Here is an 18,856-nt window from a genome sequence, read left to right on the forward strand (position 1 = left end):
AGCGCCCAGGCCGTCATGGCCGGGCGGTCGCCACACCGAAGTCCGGCCGCACGGCCAGCCATTCCGCCACTGTGGGACGCCACACCGGGTCCCACAGTCGGGGCAGATAGGGAGCCCCCGCCGCTCCCGCCGTGCGTCGGATGTCCCCGGCTCGTCCCGGCAGGTCCCCCGCCGGGGCACCGAGAGACACCGCGGCGTCACCGGCAGCCACGGCGAGTGCCCACATGCGCGTGCCCAGCGCGTCGGGCCCGGAGCCCGGGCTGGTCTCGTCCAGGCTCCGGGCGGCGTGCACCCCGAACCGCACCCAGTCCTGAAGGGCGTCGCGGTTGCGGACCGACCAGTGCAGACGCAGGGAGGCCAACTGGCGGACGGCTCGCCGCTCGTGGGCGGCCCGTGTGGCGGCCCGACCCAAGCGGGGGCGGCGCACCATGGTCGGATCGAATACGTCGACGATCATGTCCGCCGGATCCAGGGCCTGTGCCAGGGGACTGAGCAACGCCTCACCCCGGAGCTTCCTTCTGCCCGGCTCCGGGGACGGCATCAGCCCGCCCCGTGCCACTGGCAAGGGCAGGGACGGGTGGTATGCGCGAAATCCCAACCCCTCCGACCCGGCTTCCCGAGGCCCTGGTTCCACCTCCACCCGTAGCAGCACTTCGCCGTCCGCGTCGTGCGTCCACCAGCTCACCGTGTTCTCCGCGGCGCTGAGCACCCGCGCCGGAACCTGCTCCCAGTCGACGCTGCCGATCCAGCGGCCGGCACCGGAGCGGGCGGTCTGGACCCGGACCTTGGGCAGTATCCGCTCCTCGGGGCAGGACATCCGAATCCCGGACTCCCGCAACGCCGCCTCCTCCTGGGCCAGTTCGAGCAGCCGTGCGTGATGCGGATGGCCGTCGAGCAGGCAGGCGGCCGCCAGCAGGGAGTCCATGACCGCCTCGGCGACCAGACCGTCCGACACCTGCTGCGGCGACCAGCGGCGCAGCAGTTCGACGAGTGGCAGCAGACGGTCGGCCGACCTGCGCAGGCATGACTCCGCCGCCGTGTGCGCGTCCGGAACGATTCCGTCGAGGTCCCACAGCAGACCTCCCGCCTCCAGGTCGAGGAGCGCCGGATCGAGTGGGTCGGGCGACCAGTTCGCCAGCCAGCGTGCGGTCGTCAGCCGCGCCACGGCCGTGTGGTGCGGTCCCGGAGTCCACGGCGTGTCGGCCGACCGGACGGTGAAGTCCACAGGGTCCTGTCGGGACACCGTCATGGCCTGTGCCCCGGCCAGTGCCATCCGCGCGGCGTCTACGGCCTGCGCACCGTAGACGCCCGTCAGCCAGTCGGCGGCCTCGGCGAGGTGGTCCACCTCCGCGTACGGCGGGGCGTCGGGAGCGAAGGGGTCGGTCACCAGAATCCCGCCGGCCAGCTCCAGGGGCGAGTAGAACGGCCGCTCCTGCAGGGGAGGACCGAGCCGTACGGTGCCGACCGTGTCGATGCGCACGGTCACTGTCGTGGTCATGGTTCCGGGTCCTCTTCTCGGTCCGACCAAAAGGTCTCGATGACGTCGCGGGCCTCTTCCACGGTGGGCCGTACCACCGGCCTGTCGCCGTCCGCCAGGGAGTCGGCGTAGGCCTGAAGCGCCTTGTGCCACCAGCTGCGGACGGCCTCGCCGCTCTGGCTGGTGAGGAACCAGCGGACCAGTCCGTAGGCGCCGCCGTCCGCCAACGAGGGGTCCGTGCCGATGTGGTGATCGAACACTGACAGGACCACATCCCGAAGGCGCAGGGTCTGAAGCGAGTCGTGGGTGGCCGTGGGGTCGCCTGCGGCGGGGTCCTCCAGCTCCCGTTCGCCGAGCCTGACCATCTCCGGCTCGTCGGGGGCGTGCCCACCGGAGCCGGCCTCGCTGACGAAGGAGCGGATCGCGCTGCCGACGAGGTCGATGCAGCGCTCGGGGGAAGCAGGCATCCTGCGGACTTCACCGGTGTGCAGCCTTGGCCACAGCCGGGGCACCACATGGACCGGGGCGGCTTCCAGTTCCTGGCGTGCGCGTCCATGCAGTCCACCCGGACGGCGCATGCTGTAGGCCATGAAGTCGTCCCTGACGATCGCGTCGATCAGCTTCTCCATGCGGCGAGGCAGCCGGTGCCCGGGTGACGGGCGCGCCGTCAGCCGCTCGTCGATGACGGATGTGTTGACCGCGTATGCCAACTGCACTCCCAGCGCGAACGCCGACCGCCGGTCGTCGCTGGACAGACCCAGCGGCTGACACATGCGTTCCGCTTCGGCCAGGGCGACGTCGAGTGTGGTGCTGCGGCGGAACTCCTCGCTCGCTTCCTCCGGGTTCCGGAAGACCGCGCTGCCGAGCCGCTGCCTCAGTGACCGATCGAGCGGGCGCGGCAGGGGCGCACCTCGGCCCGTGCGCCGCTCGGCCACACCCGGCCGGGGCGGGACGGCTGACTCCGAGAGCCCGGAGGCTTCGGCGTCGGTCAGCAGCCGCTCCCAGGGCCGGGTCTTGACGTAGGCCTCCCACAGTGCGTTCACGTCGCTGGTGACGTCGGAGTCGAGCAGTTCGTTCAGGGCGCGCTGGTGCGCCGGATCGGCTGTGCGCCCGGGGGTGGGCGTGTGCGGGGTCCAGTGATCGTCCACGACCGCGCGGAGCCGCTGGACCACGGCCGGGTCCGCCAGCAGCTTCTCCAGCACCGCGTACTTCGGGGGCGGCTGGTCGTGTGTGCCGGACAGCGGCATGACCGCACGGTCGCACTGCTCGGGGGTCGGGGGCCGGTCGCCGTCCCACTCCCTGGCCCATCGGTACAGCGTCTCCTCGTACCGCCAGACGGCCACGCCGGCCCGGCGGCAGGCCTCCCGCAAGCAGGGCAGGACCAGGCCGTCCTGCAGCACTTCGGGTAACAGCCCGCCCACGGCGTCGGCCGCTTGGTCCATCTCCCTCCGGTCCCCGGACTTCTCGCGCAGCACCGACCGCAGCTCGGGGTGCTTCTCCCTGAGCCGGGGCACCAAGTAGCTGCCCGCAAGGCGTTTGTTGACCACGCCCTTCGACACCCCGCCCAGCGGGTGGATCGCCTGACGTGCCTCGCGTGGCAGCCGCAGCCAGCCCCGGGTCAGCGCCTCGGCCAGACTCCCGGTCACGGCGTCCCCCTTCCGTCCCGGGCTCCCAGCCCGTTGAGTTCCAGTGCCGTCTCGGCCAGAGCTCGCAGGGCCCGCACGGTCGTGCGCACCTCGTTGAGGTACCTCGTCGGTGTGAACGGCTGGTGCAGGGCGGGCGCCCGGTCCGTCACGTCGCCGCCGACGGTCTCCACCTCCACGTCGTGCGGGAGGGCCAGCATCCGGATCGCGGTGAAGTGCTGCATCGGCTGGTAGATCGGCGTGGTGACGAGCAGCAGTCGCGCACCGGGCTTCAAAGAGGCCATCCGGCTGGCGAAGAACGCGTACGTCTCACCCGTGTGGGCGCGGCGTTCCGGGGCGGTGGAGGGTGCGGCGGCCACGCGTACCGACAGCCCCCCGGCGGTACGGTAGTGGCGCACTCCCCAGGTCAGGCCGGGAAGGCGGGCGGGGTCGGGGGAGGTCTCGCCTTCCTCGCGCTCCGGGTCGCCGAGGCCGAACGCAAGCCGGGTGCCGAGGTCGAGCGCCTGGTACTCCTCGGTCAGCTCAGGGTGACCGAGGCGTTCGGCGAGGACGGACTCCAACTCGTTGGGGTCCTTCGCCTCCTTGGCGAACGGCCGGTGGCCGCCCAGCGCGGTGACGGCCCCGGCGGTCACGGTTCCCTCGGAGATGAGCTGAGCGGCGTAGGCGGGGCGGTTGAAGCAGGCCCGGATCAGGCCGCCGAGCATGAGCACATGGTCGTACTCCCGGCGGCTGGGCGGCAGTGTGTCCCGCAGGCCGAGGGCGGTGACGGCGGCCAGGGTGGTGTCGGCCTGCTCGGGAGTCATCGGCAGTTCACCGGCCTGGTGGCGCTCCTCGTCCGCCAGACGGGTGTTGACGCTCCCGGTGAACTCGAAGAGCCGGTCGATGCGCTTCAACAGGGTGTCCGGCGTGCCGGCCAGGTCCGCGGGCTCGCCCCCGAAGGCGCCGACCAGCGCCCGCATGGCGTCGGAGGAGAGATAGGCGTCGATGTCGGACACCAGGTCCTTGCCGCTGCCGGGCAGGGTGGGCCGGGAGAATACCGAGGTCATGGGTGTTTCCTTTCCTGGGGTGCGGGGCCGAAGCGACCGTCGCCGGACTCTTTCCGGTAGACGCGGTAGAGCCTCTGGGAGGCGTCGGGCACACGTGTGGCGTCCCGGGCCAGCTGCTGGGCGTCGAGGCGGGCCAGGGCTGCCTTGGCCAGAATGTCCAGGCTCTTGAGGACGTTGCCCTCGACGGTGACCACCAGACTCTGCCGCACCTCCAGTGCCTCGCGGGCATGTCGCAGGGCGTCCATCAGGCACTGGACGCGTTCTGCGGGCGTGACGTCGTCCTGCAGCACGGCGCGGTAGAAGTTCACCAGCGCGAGGCCGTGGACGCAGGTGATCACTTCCTCCAGGTGCCGCGTGTGGTAGCGCAGTTGGCGGATGTTCAGGACGTCCTGGTAGTGGGCCTCGGCCGCGTCGAGGTGTGCGCGGGGTGGACCGTGGGGGTCCGCTTGCGCCAATGCGATCTCCAGGCCGGCGAGGTTGAAGCGGCTGCGGTCCACGTCGGGCGAGTCCTTCTCGGTGAGCTCGGCGCGTTCGTCCGCGCTGTGCCGCAGTAACCGCTCGGCCTCGCGGAGCAGTTCCAGCCGTTCGCGTGCCGGCAGGTCCTCGGCCCTGGCCCGCTTACGCAGCAGCAGGCCGTGCATCGCCTCGGCGCGGGAGGCGGCCAGCTGTTCGGGCCGGCCCGCCCCGGGGACGTCGCACAGGGTTTGCGCCTCGATGGTCCAGGCGATGGCCTCTTCGACCGTGCCCCACCTCGATGCGCCGTGGGCGTTGTGCACGGCCCGGGCTTTGCCGCGCAGACAGTCGGAGCGCATGATCCGCCACTCGGCGTCGGCGCCCGCCCCGCCGTCCGCGCCGGCATGCTCAAGGGCCTTGTGGAAGCAGTACGTTGCGGCGTCCGTGTCCTGCCGCTGCACCAGCACCCCGAGCGCGTGCAGGTTGCGCAAGGCGTCCCGCCCGAAGGGCGTGCCGGCCAGCAGGTCGGCGATGCGCTCGACCTCCCTCGTGACCAGGACCAGATCGAAGGGCGAGGCCAGGACGGTCCGTTCCGCCGGTGCCGGTCGGGCGGCGTGCGTCGCGGCGAAGAGGTTCCGGTACAGCGTGCCCACCAGTACCGCGGTTTCCGCGCCGGAGTGCCGCGCGGAGTGATCCTGGATCGCACCTCGAAAAAGCCGGTGCATGGTGGCCTGACCACCCGTGAAGTCGATCAGCCCGAGGTCGTGCAGCCGGTCCAGGGCGGCCCGCACCTCGTGCTGGGGACCGTCGCCCGCCTCGCCGCCTTCCATCGCCAGCGTCAGCAGCGCCGGGCTCAGTCCCGAGGACGGCAGCCAGGCCATGGCGGTCGCCAGCCGGCGCTCTGCGGACGCCGGGTCCCGCAGCGGTCCGCTCGCGGCGCCGTCCGCTCCAGCGATCACGGTGGACCAGATGGCCGCGGGCACCTCCTCGACCCTGGTGGGCAGCGTGGCGGCGGTCTTCCACCAGGCGAGGCCGGCGGTGCGCAGCAGGCGGGCGCTGGCCTCCAACAGCAGCGCCCGCCCGCCGATCAGATCCAGGGGAGCGTCCTCCGCGTCGAGGAGTTCCCTGGCGTCGTCCGCGTCCAGCGGGGCCACGTGGATGTGGACAGCGTGCGGGTTCGGCAGCGCGGAACCGGCTGTGTCGCCCCACTCCGGCCTGGTGGTGGTGACGACCACCAGCTGGCCTGCCGTGGTGGTCTGCGGGAGACGGAGATCCTTCGGTTCGACCTCCACGTTGTCCAGGACGACCACCCACGAGGCCTTGGTGGCGCGGAGTCGTTCCAGCGCCAGGGCCGCGTACCCCGAGCGGTCGCCGCTGTCGCGGTCCTGGGCGCTCAGTCCTCGCTCGTCGATCTCCGCGTCGCCGAGCGAGGCCGTCAGGGTCCGCTGGTCGACGGCGTCCAGGAACCATCCGCGCCCCTCACCGGCCCGCGCCGCAAGATGGTGGGCGAGCATGCTCTTGCCGACGCCCTGCGGCCCGTGCAGTACCACGGTTCCACCCTGCGCCGCGGCCTTGCGCAGGTCCTCGACGAGCGCACCGCGCCCGGGGAACTCAAGGAACGGCGGCCGGGGCGGGAGACGCCGATGGATCGCGGCCCTGGACTCGTCGCGAACCATCGGCAGGGGGTGCACGTTCTCGTCACCCTCGGCGTGCAGGGCCACGACGTCGACCATGCGGACGGTGTCGTGCTCCGCCTCCAGCAGCGTCGTGCCCCTCCTGCACGCTGTATCGAAGTCCGCGTTCTGGCCGTGACAGGCGTACACCGCGTCGACGGCTGTGCCGGCCGTAAGCCGCAGCCGTTGGCCGTAGGTGCGGAAGACGCCTCGCTCGTGGTCGGGGACCGGGGTCACCGGTGGCCGGGACATCTCGTCGTCCGCCGCCGCGGGGTCGGTGTGTACCAGCAGGATGGCGTGGCCCTCCAGGACCGTCACGTACGGCCGCAGACCGGCCGCCTCGCACATGGCGGCGAGCATGAGTGTCAGGTCCAGGCAGGTGCCCGAACTGCGGTCGACCTCGTGCGGGTCGCGGATGCGCTGTTGGGCGCGGGCGCTCCAAGGAGCGTTGTTGTAGGGGATGTTCTTGCGCTGCAAGCGCGTATAGAGCCGTTCGAGCAGCTCCAGTGGCCTGCCGTCCCAGCGGTGCGCCTCGTGCTCCAGCAGGTCGAGGTCCCACAGCGCCTGGACGCTGACGTAACGGGCGAGCAGGCGGTGGCTGTCCGGTGTGCTGTCCGGATGCCACTCCGGCCACTCGGTCACCGTCGGGATGGCACCCGCGGGCGTGGCGCCCTTCGGCATGGGTCCTCCCGCAGGTTGGTCCGGCGTCATGTTCTACTCCCTCCTCCGTTCCCAGACCTGCCGGGAGGATCAGTCCCGTGTCCTTCCCGGGGAACGGCGTCGCCGGGGCCAGATTTCCCCAAGGCCAGCCCGCTTCGGACGTCGGATCCGTACGCTCGTGTCACCATTTCTGTACGGGGGCCGAGGGGGACCGGTGACCTACACCAGGGAGGAACGCGAGCGGCTCAGAACCGCGTTGGAGGGCTGCCGGGCCGCGCTGGCCGCGGCCGGCCGGCCTTGTGGCGACAGTGCGCTCGCGGCTGCCCTCAACTACAAGCCGGAAACCGTGCGGAAGTACATGCTCGGCGACCGCATGCCCCCGCCCCGTTTCGTACGCGCGCTCGCGGAGTTCGCCGGAGTGAGCCCGGCGCGGGTGTTCGCGGACATCGGCTGGCTGCCCCGCCATGAGGCGCTGACGGCCGCACCGTACGAGCGGCCGTCCGAACTGGCGGCGGCGGTCTCTGCGATCAGTGGGGTCGAGGCGTATGTACGGCGTCTTCCGCAGGCCCGGCTCCCCGCTCCGCTGCGTGCCGTGGCAGCGCTCTACGACGACCGCCGGGCGGCCGTGCGGTTCCGAGCCGACGTGGCGCACGTCGTTTCCGGAGAGGACTACGCCTTGGCTACGGCTTTGGTGAGCGAGTTCCGGCTGACCGACGGTACTGAGCCGCTGTCGTGGGAGGACCTGAAGGAGCGCGCCCTGCGTGCCGGCTTCGCCGGCCGGTTGACGTACCACCCTTCGGACGCAGACCCCGGCGCCAGACACGGCCGGGTCCGTGCCGAGTTGGAGATCACCGTCGGTGAAGCGCTGCGTGCCGCGGGGGAGTACAGCTGGCAGGGCGAGCCGGGAACCTCTCTGTGGGCCCCCGTTGCCGCGCAGTGGCCAGGACACCTACTGGTCCAGAACTGTCTCAGCGACCTGCACCATCCCGCCGCCTCCCCTTGGCGGGGCGCCGATCGACGGCCGCTGGTCGTGATCGGCGCCGTCTGGTCCGCCGCGTACACCGCCGCTCTGGTCGCCGGCGCGCTGGGGTGGGAGTACGTTCCGGTCAGTTCGGCGACCGAAGTGCACAGCGGCCGGGTGGTGCAGGGCGATCCCCTCGACCGCAGGTCTGGCCGACTGCGCGGCTGGGCTGTGACGGCACGCCATATCGAGGAACTGCAGCGGCTCGGTCGTCCCTGGTCCGCGGTAATCCTGGTCCGGCCCTACGTGTTCGCCGAGGACCGGCACTACGGCCGCATCATGCTGGATCTGCTGCGGGACACGTGTGCACGGGTGCTGTACGTTCGCCCGTCACCCCGTTACCTCGACTGGTGGGCGGCGCGTCGGGAGCTCACAGCCGTCGACCGGACGCCGACCGGGGTGTGGCGGGCCGGTATCGATCGTGCCCTGCAGCGTGTCGAGGACGTCCTGGCCGTGCGACGCGGTGGCGCCGGGGTGGCGGGGGACGGTGACTTGCTGCTGGCGCTGCCCGATCCGCCATCCGATCCGTCCCCGGCGGACCCGCGGTTCCCGGGCCGGCTGGTGGACGATCAGTTTCGGTGTGCGTGGCGGACCTTGGAGTGGCTTGACCAAACCGCCAATCGGGGACGGCGGTCCCTCTTCGCCGAACTGCGCCCGTCAGCGCTGGGCGACCGAGCGGCTCAGGTGCAACGCGACCTCCTCGCCGTCCGCGATCTGCGCGCCCTGTGACGGGCCGACGGACCTCTTGCTGAGAAGGCGGCTTGCGGCGCTGCACTGGGACGGCATGCCGCGACGAGCGTCTCCAGTCCCGTCCGAACCCGTACGGTCACCGACTTGCCACCCCCGGACCGACTGCCTGCGCCAACCAGATCCGTTGCGTCTTCGCTCGCATCTCGAACACGCCTCAATGAACTGATAAGACGCTTGCTTTCGGGCTGTGGGAAAAAGCGTCATCCGGGTCTTCGGGGCCGATGGCGTCGTGTGGGGCGTGAGTGTCGTGCCGGCTGGTCTCGATCACGGTGATTCCCCCTTCTGGCCATTGATCGACCGGAACTTTAGGGCGCGTGGCGGACGAGCAGCCGGTAGATTGCACACGGATGCGGACAGTGCAATAAAGACCGTTGCATGGGGGCATTCTGTGGTAAACGCGGACCGCGGACGGCCGTACCGCGGTGCCACCCCACCGGCGAGCGGCTGCAGGCTCTCGGCGCGGCACCGCACGGCATGGCTGTTACGGGTCAACCGGCTGTACGGCGCCTGTGCTGAATGGGCGACCAGGGCCTACACCTTCGCCGCCGCCTTCCGCGGTGGATGCTGGCCGCACTGGGCCGATGCAAGCAAGATCTCCCGGTGGGAGACCGCGGTGACCGAGGTTCCCTACCTCGCCGTGCGCCGCTATGAGGAACTCTTGGCGTTGCCGCCCGATTATCTCAGCAGCGCCATCGACACCTTCAACCGCTATCTGTCCCCAGGCGTAGGCGCGGTGTCGACGCGCGTCTTGCTGGCGCGTCCGCCGCGGCACCTGGCCGCACTCGCCTCCCGGGTGGACGACGTGCTCGACGCGGTGACCGGCGACGACGCCGTAACCGGCGCCGACTGGGACGGGCTGACCGCCTTTCTCGCGGCCCGTCCCGGCCTGCGGCTGCGCTCCGGCGACTGGTCGGCCGTCACCCATCGCCTGCTCACCGAAACCGTCGTTTCAGACGGGCGCGCCTGGAGGCAGCGTTTCGAGGCGTTCAACCGCCTGCTGGAGCACCCCTCCGGCGGCCGGGCGGCCGTTGCGGCGCTTGCCGACTGGGCCGCCGACCCGACCAATCAGGCCTATATCGAGACGGTGTGCCTGCTCGACGGCAGCGCCCATCCCGACGCGGCCCGGTCGGTCCTGGCCCAACTGGCCGACCCCACCAACGACGACGCCCGTTACGGCGCCCTGCTGGCCTGCGTCCGCAAGCTCAGGTACGGCCACTTCCGGCCGGAACAGGTCGGGAAGGTCGCCGGGCACGCGGCCGAATTGCTCCGGGAGACCGGTGCGCGCTTCCACGACACCCGGGTCCTCGCGGGCTCCGTCCTCGATCTCGCGCGCTCATGTGACACAGGTGAGGTGCCGGACTCCCTGCGTGCCCCGGTGCGTGGTGTCCACGCCGGGGGCCCACCGCCGGAGCCCCTGGCGCCGGAGACTCGACGCCACCTGTCGGTGCTGGTTGCCCGGATCGCCGGTTCTGCCGTGTCACTGATGCCCCGACAGACGGACCGCTTCCACGACGCGACCCTGCCGGTCCTCCTGGAGGAGGCCCTCGCCGACCCGGTCTTCGACGTACGTTTGCACGCCCTGCTGCTGCTCTACGCCACCCCCTATCGGGCTCCGCTCGCCGCGGCCGTGAGCCGGGAGCTCACCCGGCTGGGTTTCGGTCGCGACACCGAGGCCGCCGTCCGGCTGTTTCATGCCTTGGGCGTCCTCGGCGGATCCCGAGAGCGCCCCCAGATCGAGCGGGTGGTGCTGCGCGGCGGTGTGCCGGCCGCCGTGGCGGACGCCGCCGCCCGGGCGCTCGCGCACATGGGAGGCCGCAGTGGCGACGACTTCTGGACCGCAGCGCTGTCCCTGCACGGAACTGCCGCCCGCGCGGGCAGTGACCTCAGCGTCCGTGTCCTGGGCGACCTCGTCTACGCCCTCGGAATAGGCGGCGATCGCCTTTGGGTGCGACTTCTCGCCGACGACGAGCGCCTGCCCTCGACACTGCGCGCCCGGGCCCGCTGGTGGACCCGCCTGCCCTCATACGTCTCGGCACTTTGAGGTCCGCCGTCACAGCTCGTCAGATACTGGATCAAGGTGGGACGCATGTGGCGATGAACTCACTCGTGATCAGTGGGACTTACTCGGTGAGCTGATACCGCCTGCCTTCCAGGGCGGCCACACGTGCTGCCCTCGCCACCACGCCGAGCCCAAGCCCTGGCACGCACGAACCGGCGGCTCTCGCGACAACACCGCATGTTCCGGCGCCAGGGTCAGGTTCGCCAAGGCGGTGTTCTCCGGCCGAACACTCGCGGGCCGCCGCGCAGGAACTCGCGCGCCTCGTCGGCGACGAGGTGTCCGAACGCGCGGCGCAGGAGGTCAAGTCCCTGTCGGCCCATGCAACCCCTGGTGTTGCAGGCCCTGTTGACGTCGTGCCGGCGGTCACTGAAGGGAAGCGCTCAAGGACGAGTTCACCGACCGGGGGTGACCTCGCCGGCCCGCCGCACGCGCGCGATGCCCCAGCCGGTCAGCGCCGCGGCGATCACGGTGAGCGTCAGGCCGCCGACTGTCACGGCGTTCTGGAACTGCGCGGTCTGGTGCGCGCTCCAGTGGGGCGTGGCGATCGAGCCGGTGAACAGGGCCGCGAGGATGGTGCCCGCGATGGCGATTCCGGTGCCGGAGGCGACTTCGGTGGCGGTGTCGGTGAGGGCGGCGCCGATGGTGGTGCGGCTCTTGGGCAGGCCGTTGAGGACGTTGGTCGCCGCGACCACGCCGACCACGCGCATCCCGGCCGCCACGAGGGCGAGGGCGATCGCGACGAACACATAGCCGAAGCGGCCGAACAGGCCGTAGACGGTCAGGCCCGCGACGACGGTCGCGGCACTGAGCCAGGCGGCGCGGCTCGGGCCGACGCGGCGCAGGACCGGCTCGACGAAGGCGCCGCCCGCGATGAGGACGACGACCTGCGGCAGCAGGCCGAGGGCGGCGAGGCCGGGCTTCCAGCCCCAGGCGAACTGCAGGTGGAGGGTCACGAGGTAGCCGAGGCCGGCGGTCGCCAGGCCCGCCGCGGCCTTGAAGGCCAGGCCGCTGGCGACCAGCGGGTGGCTGACGAGCTTGAGGTCGAGCAGCGGGTGAGTGGCCGAGCGCTCGCGCAGGACGAACAGGGTCGCGGCAATGATCGCGGCCGCGGTGGCGGTCCACGGGGTCCACGAGCCGGCGCCCGCGTTGACGAAGAGCGTCGGGGCGACGAGCGCTGACACGATCGTCGCCGTGCCCAGGACCGCACCGGCGATGTCCGACGGGTCGCGGTGGAGGTCCGCCGGGTCGTCCGCGGTGATGCCGTAGCGGATGCCGATGATCGCGAGCGCCGCGATCGGGACGTTGACCAGCAGCAGGACCTGCCACGGCGCGATCGCGAGCACGAAGCCGCCGACGGTCGGGCCGATGGCCAGGCCGACCAGGCCCACCGTCGAGATGAGGGTGATCGCGCGGACGCGGAGCCGCTCGTCGTCGAACAGGCGGAAGGCGAGGGCCATCGACCCCGGCGTGGTCATGGCGGCGGCGACGCCCATCGCGGCGCGGACGGCGATGAGCTGTTCGGCGCTGGTGACGAACGCGGTCGCCAGGCTCGCCGCGCCGAGCAGGACCAGGCCGACGAGCATGACGCGGCGGCGGCCGAACCGGTCGGCGATCGCGCCGAAGGCCAGCATCAGGCCACCGAAGACGACGGCGTAGGCGCCGGTCACCCACTGCAGGGCGGTCGTCGATGCGTTCAGGTCGCGGCCGATCGTGGGGAGCGCGACGTTGAGGATCGAGTTGTCGAGCATCTCGAAGAGGAAGACCGCGGACAGCCCCGCGAGGGCGATCCACGCCTCCCGCAGCGAGCGGGGAGCGTCGGCCGGTGCCGGGGACCGGACCATGTTCTGCGTGCTCATGGAGGGCTCCTTTCGGGAGAGATACGGGCGTGATCTGGGCGAACGTCGTTCGCGACGAACAGTGTTCGTTACGAACAGTGTACGTTAGACTGGGTCGCGTCTCCAACCGGGCAGGTCACGCCGCCCGTCGCACCCCGAACCGGAGGTCCTGGTCAGATGCCCCCCGCCACTCGCAAGCGCTCCACCCGCGACCGCCCCGCGAAGGCGCCGCTGAGCCTGGACGCGATCGTCGACGCGGCCTTGGAGCTGCTGAAAACCGAAGGTCTGGAAGCGGTCACGATGCGGCGCGTCGCGGCAGCCCTGGACACCGGCCCCGCCTCGCTCTACGTCTACGTCGCCAAGCGCGAGGACCTGCTGCGCGCGATGCAGGACCGGATCGTCGCCACCGTCGAGCTCGAGACCCCGGATCCCGAACGCTGGCGGGAGCAGCTGCACGCACTGCTGGCGCGCATGAACCAGGCGCTGGCCGCCCACCCCGGGATCGCCGCGACGACGCTGGCCGAACCGCTGACGACCGAGTCGACGCTGTGCTTCCTGGAGAACATGCTGGGGATCCTGCTCGCCGGATCGATCGATCCGCAGGACGCCGCCTGGGCGGCGGACATCTTCACGACGTTGGTGTCCCATGCGGCCATGGAGGCCGACGCGCGGCGTTCGGATCGCCGTGAGGACGCGGGCCAGATCTACGAGACCTTCATGGCCTTGCCGCCGGACCGCTTCCCGCTGATCACGGCCCACGCCGACCGGCTCGTCGCGGGCGACGGTCAGCAGCGGCTCCGCGTCGCCATCGACGTGGTCATCGATGGGCTGCTCACGCGGGCGCGCTAAGGCGTGTTCGAGGTGTTGATCTTCGTTGAGCGTGATCTTCGGATGGCTCGTGGAGACCTGACGGACCAACAGTGACTGCGCTTGGAGGCGGCGGGTTGCCGTAGGACCGGGTCGCCCTGGAGAAGCCGCAGATCAAAGCCGATACCGCCGGGCATGTCGAGTGGGGTGTCCGTCGACTCCACGATCTGCCGGGCCCACCAGCACGCCGCCGGGGCCGGGAAAACTCGTACGGCCGAGGAGACGGCCGTGTCGATCACCGCTGAGACCATCGCCCACACCAACCGCGGCGCACTGGCCCCGTCCACGGGCCTGGTAGGGAACTCCGTGGCCTTCCCACCTCACCCTCGAAGACATGGCGAGCAGCTGGTGCAGCCCGCAGCCCGCCGCTGCTGAGGCGAAGCCCCAATCCCGTAGGTCTGATCACGTGGCTCGTCTCGGCTACGGTGTTGGTGATCCGGTGCTGGCCGAGGAGGTGGGACGTCACGTGGCAGAACGGGGCGCGGGGCGCGTGGGCGCGGTATCGGCTCGGCGTTCTCCGGGGCGGCCGCCGGTGCCGTTGGAGCGCATTGTCGCCGCAGCACTGGAGATCGTCGACGAGGAGGGCTCCGATGCTCTCTCGATGCGCTCGCTGGCCCAGCGTCTGGGCTCGGGCACGGCGACTCTGTACCGCCACTTCGACAACCGGGCGGCTCTGGTCGCTCATGTCGTGGACCGCATGTTCGGCGTCGTGGAGCTGAACGGCGAGCAACTCCTGGCGATGGGCTGGCAGCAGGCGATGCGGACGGTCGCGCACACCATGTTCGACGCCTTGGCCCGCCACCGGAACGCGGCGCGCCTCCTCGTCGAGCAGGTACCGCTGGGACCGAACGCCATGGCACTGCGGGAGCACTGCGTCGCGGTGCTGCTCGACAGCGGCTTCCCTCGGCGAGTGGCCGCTTACGCGTACGCGACCCTGTCCCGCTACGTCCTCGGCTTCGCCGTACAGGACAACGGGCACGGCGGCGCAGGGCAACCCGGCGACGCACAACTGGCGGACGTCTTTCGGCGTGTGGATCCGGAGCTGTTCCCGGCCACTGCCACCGTCGCCGGGGTGATGCCGGTTCCCATCGAGGACGAGTTCTCCTTCGGCCTCGAACTTCTGCTCAGCGGACTTGCCCGCCTGCGCGATGAGGTCTGACCGAGCGAGGTGATCCATCGGGCGAGTCGGGTGACGTGGCCTGTGCGAGCCTTGCTTGGAGGCCGTCGAGGATCGACCGCAGCCCGAAGGACATGGAGGGGCCGGGGGTGGCCGCGAGGGCGGCGCCGGTCGCGAACGTGACGATGCGCGGCCAGGAGCCAGGGGCGCCGGAGGAGCATCGCATGCAGGTCGTCGGCCATGGTCAGGAGGGCGGAATCACCGCGGCGGCGCTCTACTGGCACGTCAGCAGCAGACACGAGGCGACTGCCGAGCTTTCGCATGCTCAGGTTCTCGATGCCTCCCTCGTCCAGGAGGACGATGGCGCACTGGACGATCTGTTCCTGGTGCAGAGTCCGGCGCGGCATCCCCGCGGTAGCCGACATGGAACGCGGTGGGTCAGGTGGGCGAGTCGGCAGGGCGGATGTTGCGCAGCAGCCGCTCTGCGGACTCCTGGAGTTGGTCGTTGAGCGCGTCGAGGCCCGATATGCACAGGGCGTGGTCGCGTTTGCGCCAGACGCCGGCGATCATCACGGCTTCGATGTTCGCGATGTCGGCGTGCAGGACCGTGGCGACGGGGTCGTGCGCCGGCCACAGGTTGAGTGCCCGGGCGTCGACGGCGACCAGGTCGGCCTGCATGCCCACCTCGACGCGGCCCACACGGTCGGCCAGGCCCAGTGCCCGGGCCCCTTCGACCGTGGCCCAGGCCAGTGCCTGCTTGGCGGTGATGGACGGCGTGTTGGCGTACGTGCCGGTCGCCTGCCGGTGCTGGGCGTGGTCTAGACCGCGCTGGTGGGCCAGGGCGATGCGGGCGGCGGTGAGGAGCTTGCCGGGCACGGCGGTATCGATGTCGGTGCCCAGGGAAGGGGCCGCGTCCCAACGCAGCAGGGACCCGGTGACGGGGGTGCCGTGACCTTGGCCCAGTTCGTTCTCCGGGGTGGTGGTGAAGGTGGCGCCCGCATCGACGAGCGTCTTGATCCAGTCGTCGGGCAGTCCGGCTCCGTGCACGATGTTGGTCAGGGGACTGAACAGACCGGCGGCGCGTAGGGCTTCCCAGCCGGGTGAGGGTTCGCCGCCGCTCTGGTGCATCGAGAGGACGAGACCGCGGTCCGCGCCGGCGCGGAAGTCGACCACTGCGGTCTCGGCGGAGGAGTATTGCGGCCCCTGGAGGGCCATGCCCAGGGTGAGGAGGGCGTGGTCGCGGACGGGACCGTCGAGCAGCCGGTCGATCTCGGCGAGCGGGTGGGGGATGTCCGGCGCCCGGTAGGGCGTGCCGTGCAGGAAGACGGCGCGGATCCCGGCCCGGATGAGTCCCTCGACGGCGGCGTCGGCGTGTTCGGGTGTCAGGGCGTTGTGACACCAGTCGCCGAGGGTGGTCGTACCGCAGTTGATCTGGTTCAGGGCGCCGGCGAGGTTGCTGATGTACATGTCGGCCGGGGTGTAGTGACCGACGTACTCGCCGTGGAGGTGGGTGAGGTACTGCATCAGCGTCCAGTCGGCGCCCACGGAGCGCAGCGCGGTCTGCCAGGTGTGCAGGTGGGCGTTGATCAGGCCGGGGATGACGATGCGGCCGGAGAAGTCGACGACGTCGGCGCCGGGCGCCTCGATGTTCTCGTCGAGGGCGGCGATGCGGTCGCCGTCGACGAGGATGTCGATGTGTTCGCTGTCGGGCCGGTTCGGGGCCATCGTGACGACCTGCGCTCCGCGCAGCAGGACCCGGCTCATGCCGTGGCCCCGTGAGCGGGGCGGAGGTGGCTCTGGTGGAACATGGTGCGGCTCCTTGCCTACGGCGTCATGGCGCGTGCGGCGGTTTGCGTGGTGGTGAGGAAGTCGGATGTGGCGATGTGCCCGATGTAGCCGTCGGGTCGGATCAGCAGGAGCGTGTCGCCGGCGAGGCCGTAGACCCGCTCCCAGGTGTCGGCCTCGTCGCCGACGGCGGCTCCGTCGGCGACGGCCGGATCGACGGTGAGGCGCCTCAGCTGTGCGCCCGCCGTCGGCCAGGTGAGTCGCCGGAGGTCTCGGGCGGCAGCGGGGCCGTAGGCGACGGCGGTGAAGTGTGGTCCGCGCAAGGCGTCGAACAGCCGGGTGGTGCCGCCGTCGGTGGTGCGCAGTCGGGCGTCCGGGGCGCGGTCGCCCACCCGCAGTGTCCGGGTGCGCATGCCGTCGGCGGGGGCGAGCGGGCCGCCGTAGTAGGTGAGGGCGAGCTGCTGCTCGTCCATGCCTCGCTTCATGCTCGAAGGGTCGAGCTTGGCGATGCCACCCCACTTGTCCGTGGACAGTCCCAGCACTCCGGCGGCGATCGGCTGCCGCTCGGCCTCGTAGGTGTCCAGCAGCGTCGCGTCAGCCCCGGCGAGGACCTGGCCGAGCTTCCAGCCGAGGTTGTAGCCGTCCTGTAGACCGGTGTTCAAACCCTGGGCGCCGGCCGGGGTGTGCACGTGTGCGGCGTCACCGGCGAGGAAGACCCGCCCACGGCCGTAGCTCTGCGCCAGGCGGATGTTGGGACGGAACACCGACGTCCAGCGGATGTCGTGCAGGTGGATGCGCCGGTCGTGGGTGCGGGCGTGGATCCGCCGGAGGATGTCGTCTTTGTGTGTCGGCGCTTCCTCGTCCGGCGTGAGACGGATCATCCACTGGAACATGTCGCTGTCGGGGAGCGGGCAGGCGCCGATGAACCTGCCGCTCCGGCCGGGCCACATGTGCCACCGGTTGCGGGCCAGACCGGTCACCGAGGCGTCGACGATGAGCATCCGGTCGCTCTCGTCCGTTGTTCCGACGAAACGGACACCTATCTGCTTGCGCACCGCGCTGGAGCCGCCGTCGGCGCCCACGACGTAGCGGGCGACGATCTCCTGTGTGCCGCCCGGCGCCGTCACCTTGGCGGTCACCGTGTCCTCGTCCTGCGTCAGGTCGGTCAGTTCGCTGCCGAACTCGATCTCGCACCCGAGCGCGCGGAGCCGGGCGTGCAGGGCGCGGTCGGTGCGGAACTGAGGGATCAGCCAGGTGTTGGGATAAGGAACGTCCGAGGTGGGCTCCTTGCGGGGGAACATCGTCCACGGCACGGTGAGGGGTCCGGCGTGGAGCGCGAGCTTGGGATAGGTGCCGCCGCCGGCCAGCACGTCGTCGAGGGCGCCGAGGTCTTCGAGGACTTCGAGGCTGCGGGGCTGGACGCCCTTGGCGCGGGAGCCGTCGAAGGCGTGGGGAGCCCTGTCGACGATCCGTACGTCGAGTCCTCGCCGTACGAGGTCGATCGCCACGGCGCAGCCCGAAGGACCCGCACCGACGACCAGTACGTCGATGACCTGCTGGTTGTTCACGAATCGAGCCTTTCGCTGCGCGCGGCCACGAACGGGACGATCTGGTCGGCGACGTCGCGGGGCCGTTCGAATGGCGCCATGTGACCGCATGCGGGAATCACGTGATGGTGCTTCGGCTTCAGCAGGGTGCGCGCCATGCCGAAGTGGGTCAGTGGCGTGATGTCGTCCTCGGCGCCCCACAGGAGCAGCGTCGGGATGCCCAGTGCCCCCGTCTGCCGGAAGAGGTCGTCCCGGCCGGAGAGGGGCAGGTGCTGCAACGTGTCGAAGAGCGCGTACAGCGAACCCTCGAAGCGGAAGGCGTCCAGGACCATCTCGGTGAGCCGCGCGCCGAGTTCGGGGTCGCGGACGTTGTGCCCGAGATGCCCCCGGAGTATCTGCGAGCCGCGCCGCCGGGCGACGACGCCGGCCAGCAGGTCGCTGCGCAGCAGCCGGTGCGGGGAGGTCGGTTTCGGTTTCGCGAGACCGGCGGGTCCGACGAGGGTGAGGGTGGACACCAGCGAGCGGTACTGGGCGGCGTGGGTCATGGCGACCAGCGCGCCCATGGAGGTGCCGACGAGGTGCAGTGGCCGTGCGCTCAGACCGAGGCGGTCTGTCAGGTTCACCAGCTGCCGTGCGAACAGCCTCTCGCCGTAGCGCGCCCGTACCCGGTCCGAGTAGCCGCGGCCGTACGCGCTGAAGGTCAGCGTCCGCAGCCCGCGGGCGTGCAGTTCGGTGACGAGGCCGTCCCAGTAGAACAGGGGAATGGTCAGTCCGCCGGCCATCACGACCACGTCCCCGTGTGCGGGGCCGGTCAGTTCATAGTGCGTGACGCCGTCGGAGAGCTCGATGAAACTGCCGCGCAGGGCCGGCCGCGTGTCGGCGGTGAGGCAGCGGTCCTCGCCCGCTGCGACGAAGTACTTCAT

At 71.0% G+C, this 18,856-nt stretch carries 12 protein-coding genes and 1 pseudogene; 5 read left to right on the top strand and 8 right to left on the bottom strand.

Translation table 11 applies throughout. From position 1 onward, the window contains the following. Nucleotides 1-13 precede the first annotated feature (13 nt). The 4 genes from ACYF6T_RS20140 to ACYF6T_RS20155 are packed head-to-tail and all read right to left on the bottom strand — an operon-like array spanning nucleotide 14 to nucleotide 6,973. The gene (locus tag ACYF6T_RS20140; RefSeq protein ID WP_461698173.1) at nucleotides 14-1,498 is read right to left on the bottom strand and encodes a hypothetical protein; all 1,485 of its coding nucleotides are present in this window, start codon (nucleotides 1,496-1,498) and stop codon (nucleotides 14-16) included. Then, a complete protein-coding gene (locus tag ACYF6T_RS20145; RefSeq protein WP_461698174.1) occupies nucleotides 1,495-3,123 on the bottom strand; it encodes a hypothetical protein in 1,629 nt (542 codons plus the stop codon). The genes ACYF6T_RS20140 and ACYF6T_RS20145 overlap by 4 nt, the downstream gene beginning before the upstream one ends. Next, the gene (locus ACYF6T_RS20150; RefSeq protein WP_461698175.1) at nucleotides 3,120-4,166 is read right to left on the bottom strand and encodes a hypothetical protein; all 1,047 of its coding nucleotides are present in this window, start codon (nucleotides 4,164-4,166) and stop codon (nucleotides 3,120-3,122) included. The genes ACYF6T_RS20145 and ACYF6T_RS20150 overlap by 4 nt, the downstream gene beginning before the upstream one ends. Further along, nucleotides 4,163-6,973: a hypothetical protein gene (locus ACYF6T_RS20155; RefSeq protein WP_461698176.1), complete on the bottom strand. Its 2,811-nt coding sequence runs from the start codon at nucleotides 6,971-6,973 to the stop codon at nucleotides 4,163-4,165. Before ACYF6T_RS20155 ends, ACYF6T_RS20150 begins: the two co-directional genes overlap by 4 nt. A gap of 193 nt (nucleotides 6,974-7,166) precedes the next feature. On the opposite strand from ACYF6T_RS20155, the gene ACYF6T_RS20160 reads away from it, so the two are divergent. Both ACYF6T_RS20160 and ACYF6T_RS20165 read left to right on the top strand, forming a co-directional pair. Further along, a complete protein-coding gene (locus tag ACYF6T_RS20160; protein ID WP_461698177.1) occupies nucleotides 7,167-8,702 on the top strand; it encodes a hypothetical protein in 1,536 nt (511 codons plus the stop codon). A 634-nt stretch (nucleotides 8,703-9,336) separates the two neighbouring features. Continuing rightward, complete coding sequence (locus ACYF6T_RS20165; protein WP_461698178.1) at nucleotides 9,337-10,764, top strand: hypothetical protein; 1,428 nt, start codon at nucleotides 9,337-9,339, stop codon at nucleotides 10,762-10,764. A gap of 410 nt (nucleotides 10,765-11,174) precedes the next feature. Here ACYF6T_RS20165 and ACYF6T_RS20170 read toward each other — a convergent pair whose 3' ends face one another. Beyond that, complete coding sequence (locus ACYF6T_RS20170) at nucleotides 11,175-12,638, bottom strand: MFS transporter (protein ID WP_461698179.1); 1,464 nt, start codon at nucleotides 12,636-12,638, stop codon at nucleotides 11,175-11,177. A gap of 156 nt (nucleotides 12,639-12,794) precedes the next feature. Here ACYF6T_RS20170 and ACYF6T_RS20175 point away from each other — a divergent pair, with 156 nt between their 5' ends. The 3 genes and pseudogenes from ACYF6T_RS20175 to ACYF6T_RS20185 all read left to right on the top strand — a co-directional run bounded on the left by ACYF6T_RS20175 (nucleotide 12,795) and on the right by ACYF6T_RS20185 (nucleotide 14,643). After that, nucleotides 12,795-13,466: a TetR/AcrR family transcriptional regulator gene (locus ACYF6T_RS20175; protein ID WP_461698180.1), complete on the top strand. Its 672-nt coding sequence runs from the start codon at nucleotides 12,795-12,797 to the stop codon at nucleotides 13,464-13,466. A gap of 104 nt (nucleotides 13,467-13,570) precedes the next feature. After that, a pseudogene (locus tag ACYF6T_RS20180) lies at nucleotides 13,571-13,694 on the top strand (IS5/IS1182 family transposase); the annotation flags it as partial. A 322-nt stretch (nucleotides 13,695-14,016) separates the two neighbouring features. Beyond that, a complete protein-coding gene (locus tag ACYF6T_RS20185; protein WP_461698268.1) occupies nucleotides 14,017-14,643 on the top strand; it encodes a TetR/AcrR family transcriptional regulator C-terminal domain-containing protein in 627 nt (208 codons plus the stop codon). 396 nt (nucleotides 14,644-15,039) lie between these two features. On the opposite strand, the gene ACYF6T_RS20190 is transcribed toward ACYF6T_RS20185, so the two are convergent. The 3 genes from ACYF6T_RS20190 to ACYF6T_RS20200 are packed head-to-tail and all read right to left on the bottom strand — an operon-like array spanning nucleotide 15,040 to nucleotide 18,856. Then, the gene (locus tag ACYF6T_RS20190) at nucleotides 15,040-16,365 is read right to left on the bottom strand and encodes an amidohydrolase family protein (protein ID WP_461698181.1); all 1,326 of its coding nucleotides are present in this window, start codon (nucleotides 16,363-16,365) and stop codon (nucleotides 15,040-15,042) included. A 59-nt stretch (nucleotides 16,366-16,424) separates the two neighbouring features. Beyond that, nucleotides 16,425-17,954: an FAD-dependent oxidoreductase gene (locus ACYF6T_RS20195; RefSeq protein WP_461698182.1), complete on the bottom strand. Its 1,530-nt coding sequence runs from the start codon at nucleotides 17,952-17,954 to the stop codon at nucleotides 16,425-16,427. After that, a complete protein-coding gene (locus ACYF6T_RS20200; protein WP_461698183.1) occupies nucleotides 17,951-18,856 on the bottom strand; it encodes an alpha/beta fold hydrolase in 906 nt (301 codons plus the stop codon). Before ACYF6T_RS20200 ends, ACYF6T_RS20195 begins: the two co-directional genes overlap by 4 nt.

It is taken from the genome of Streptomyces sp. 7R007, assembly GCF_054850255.1.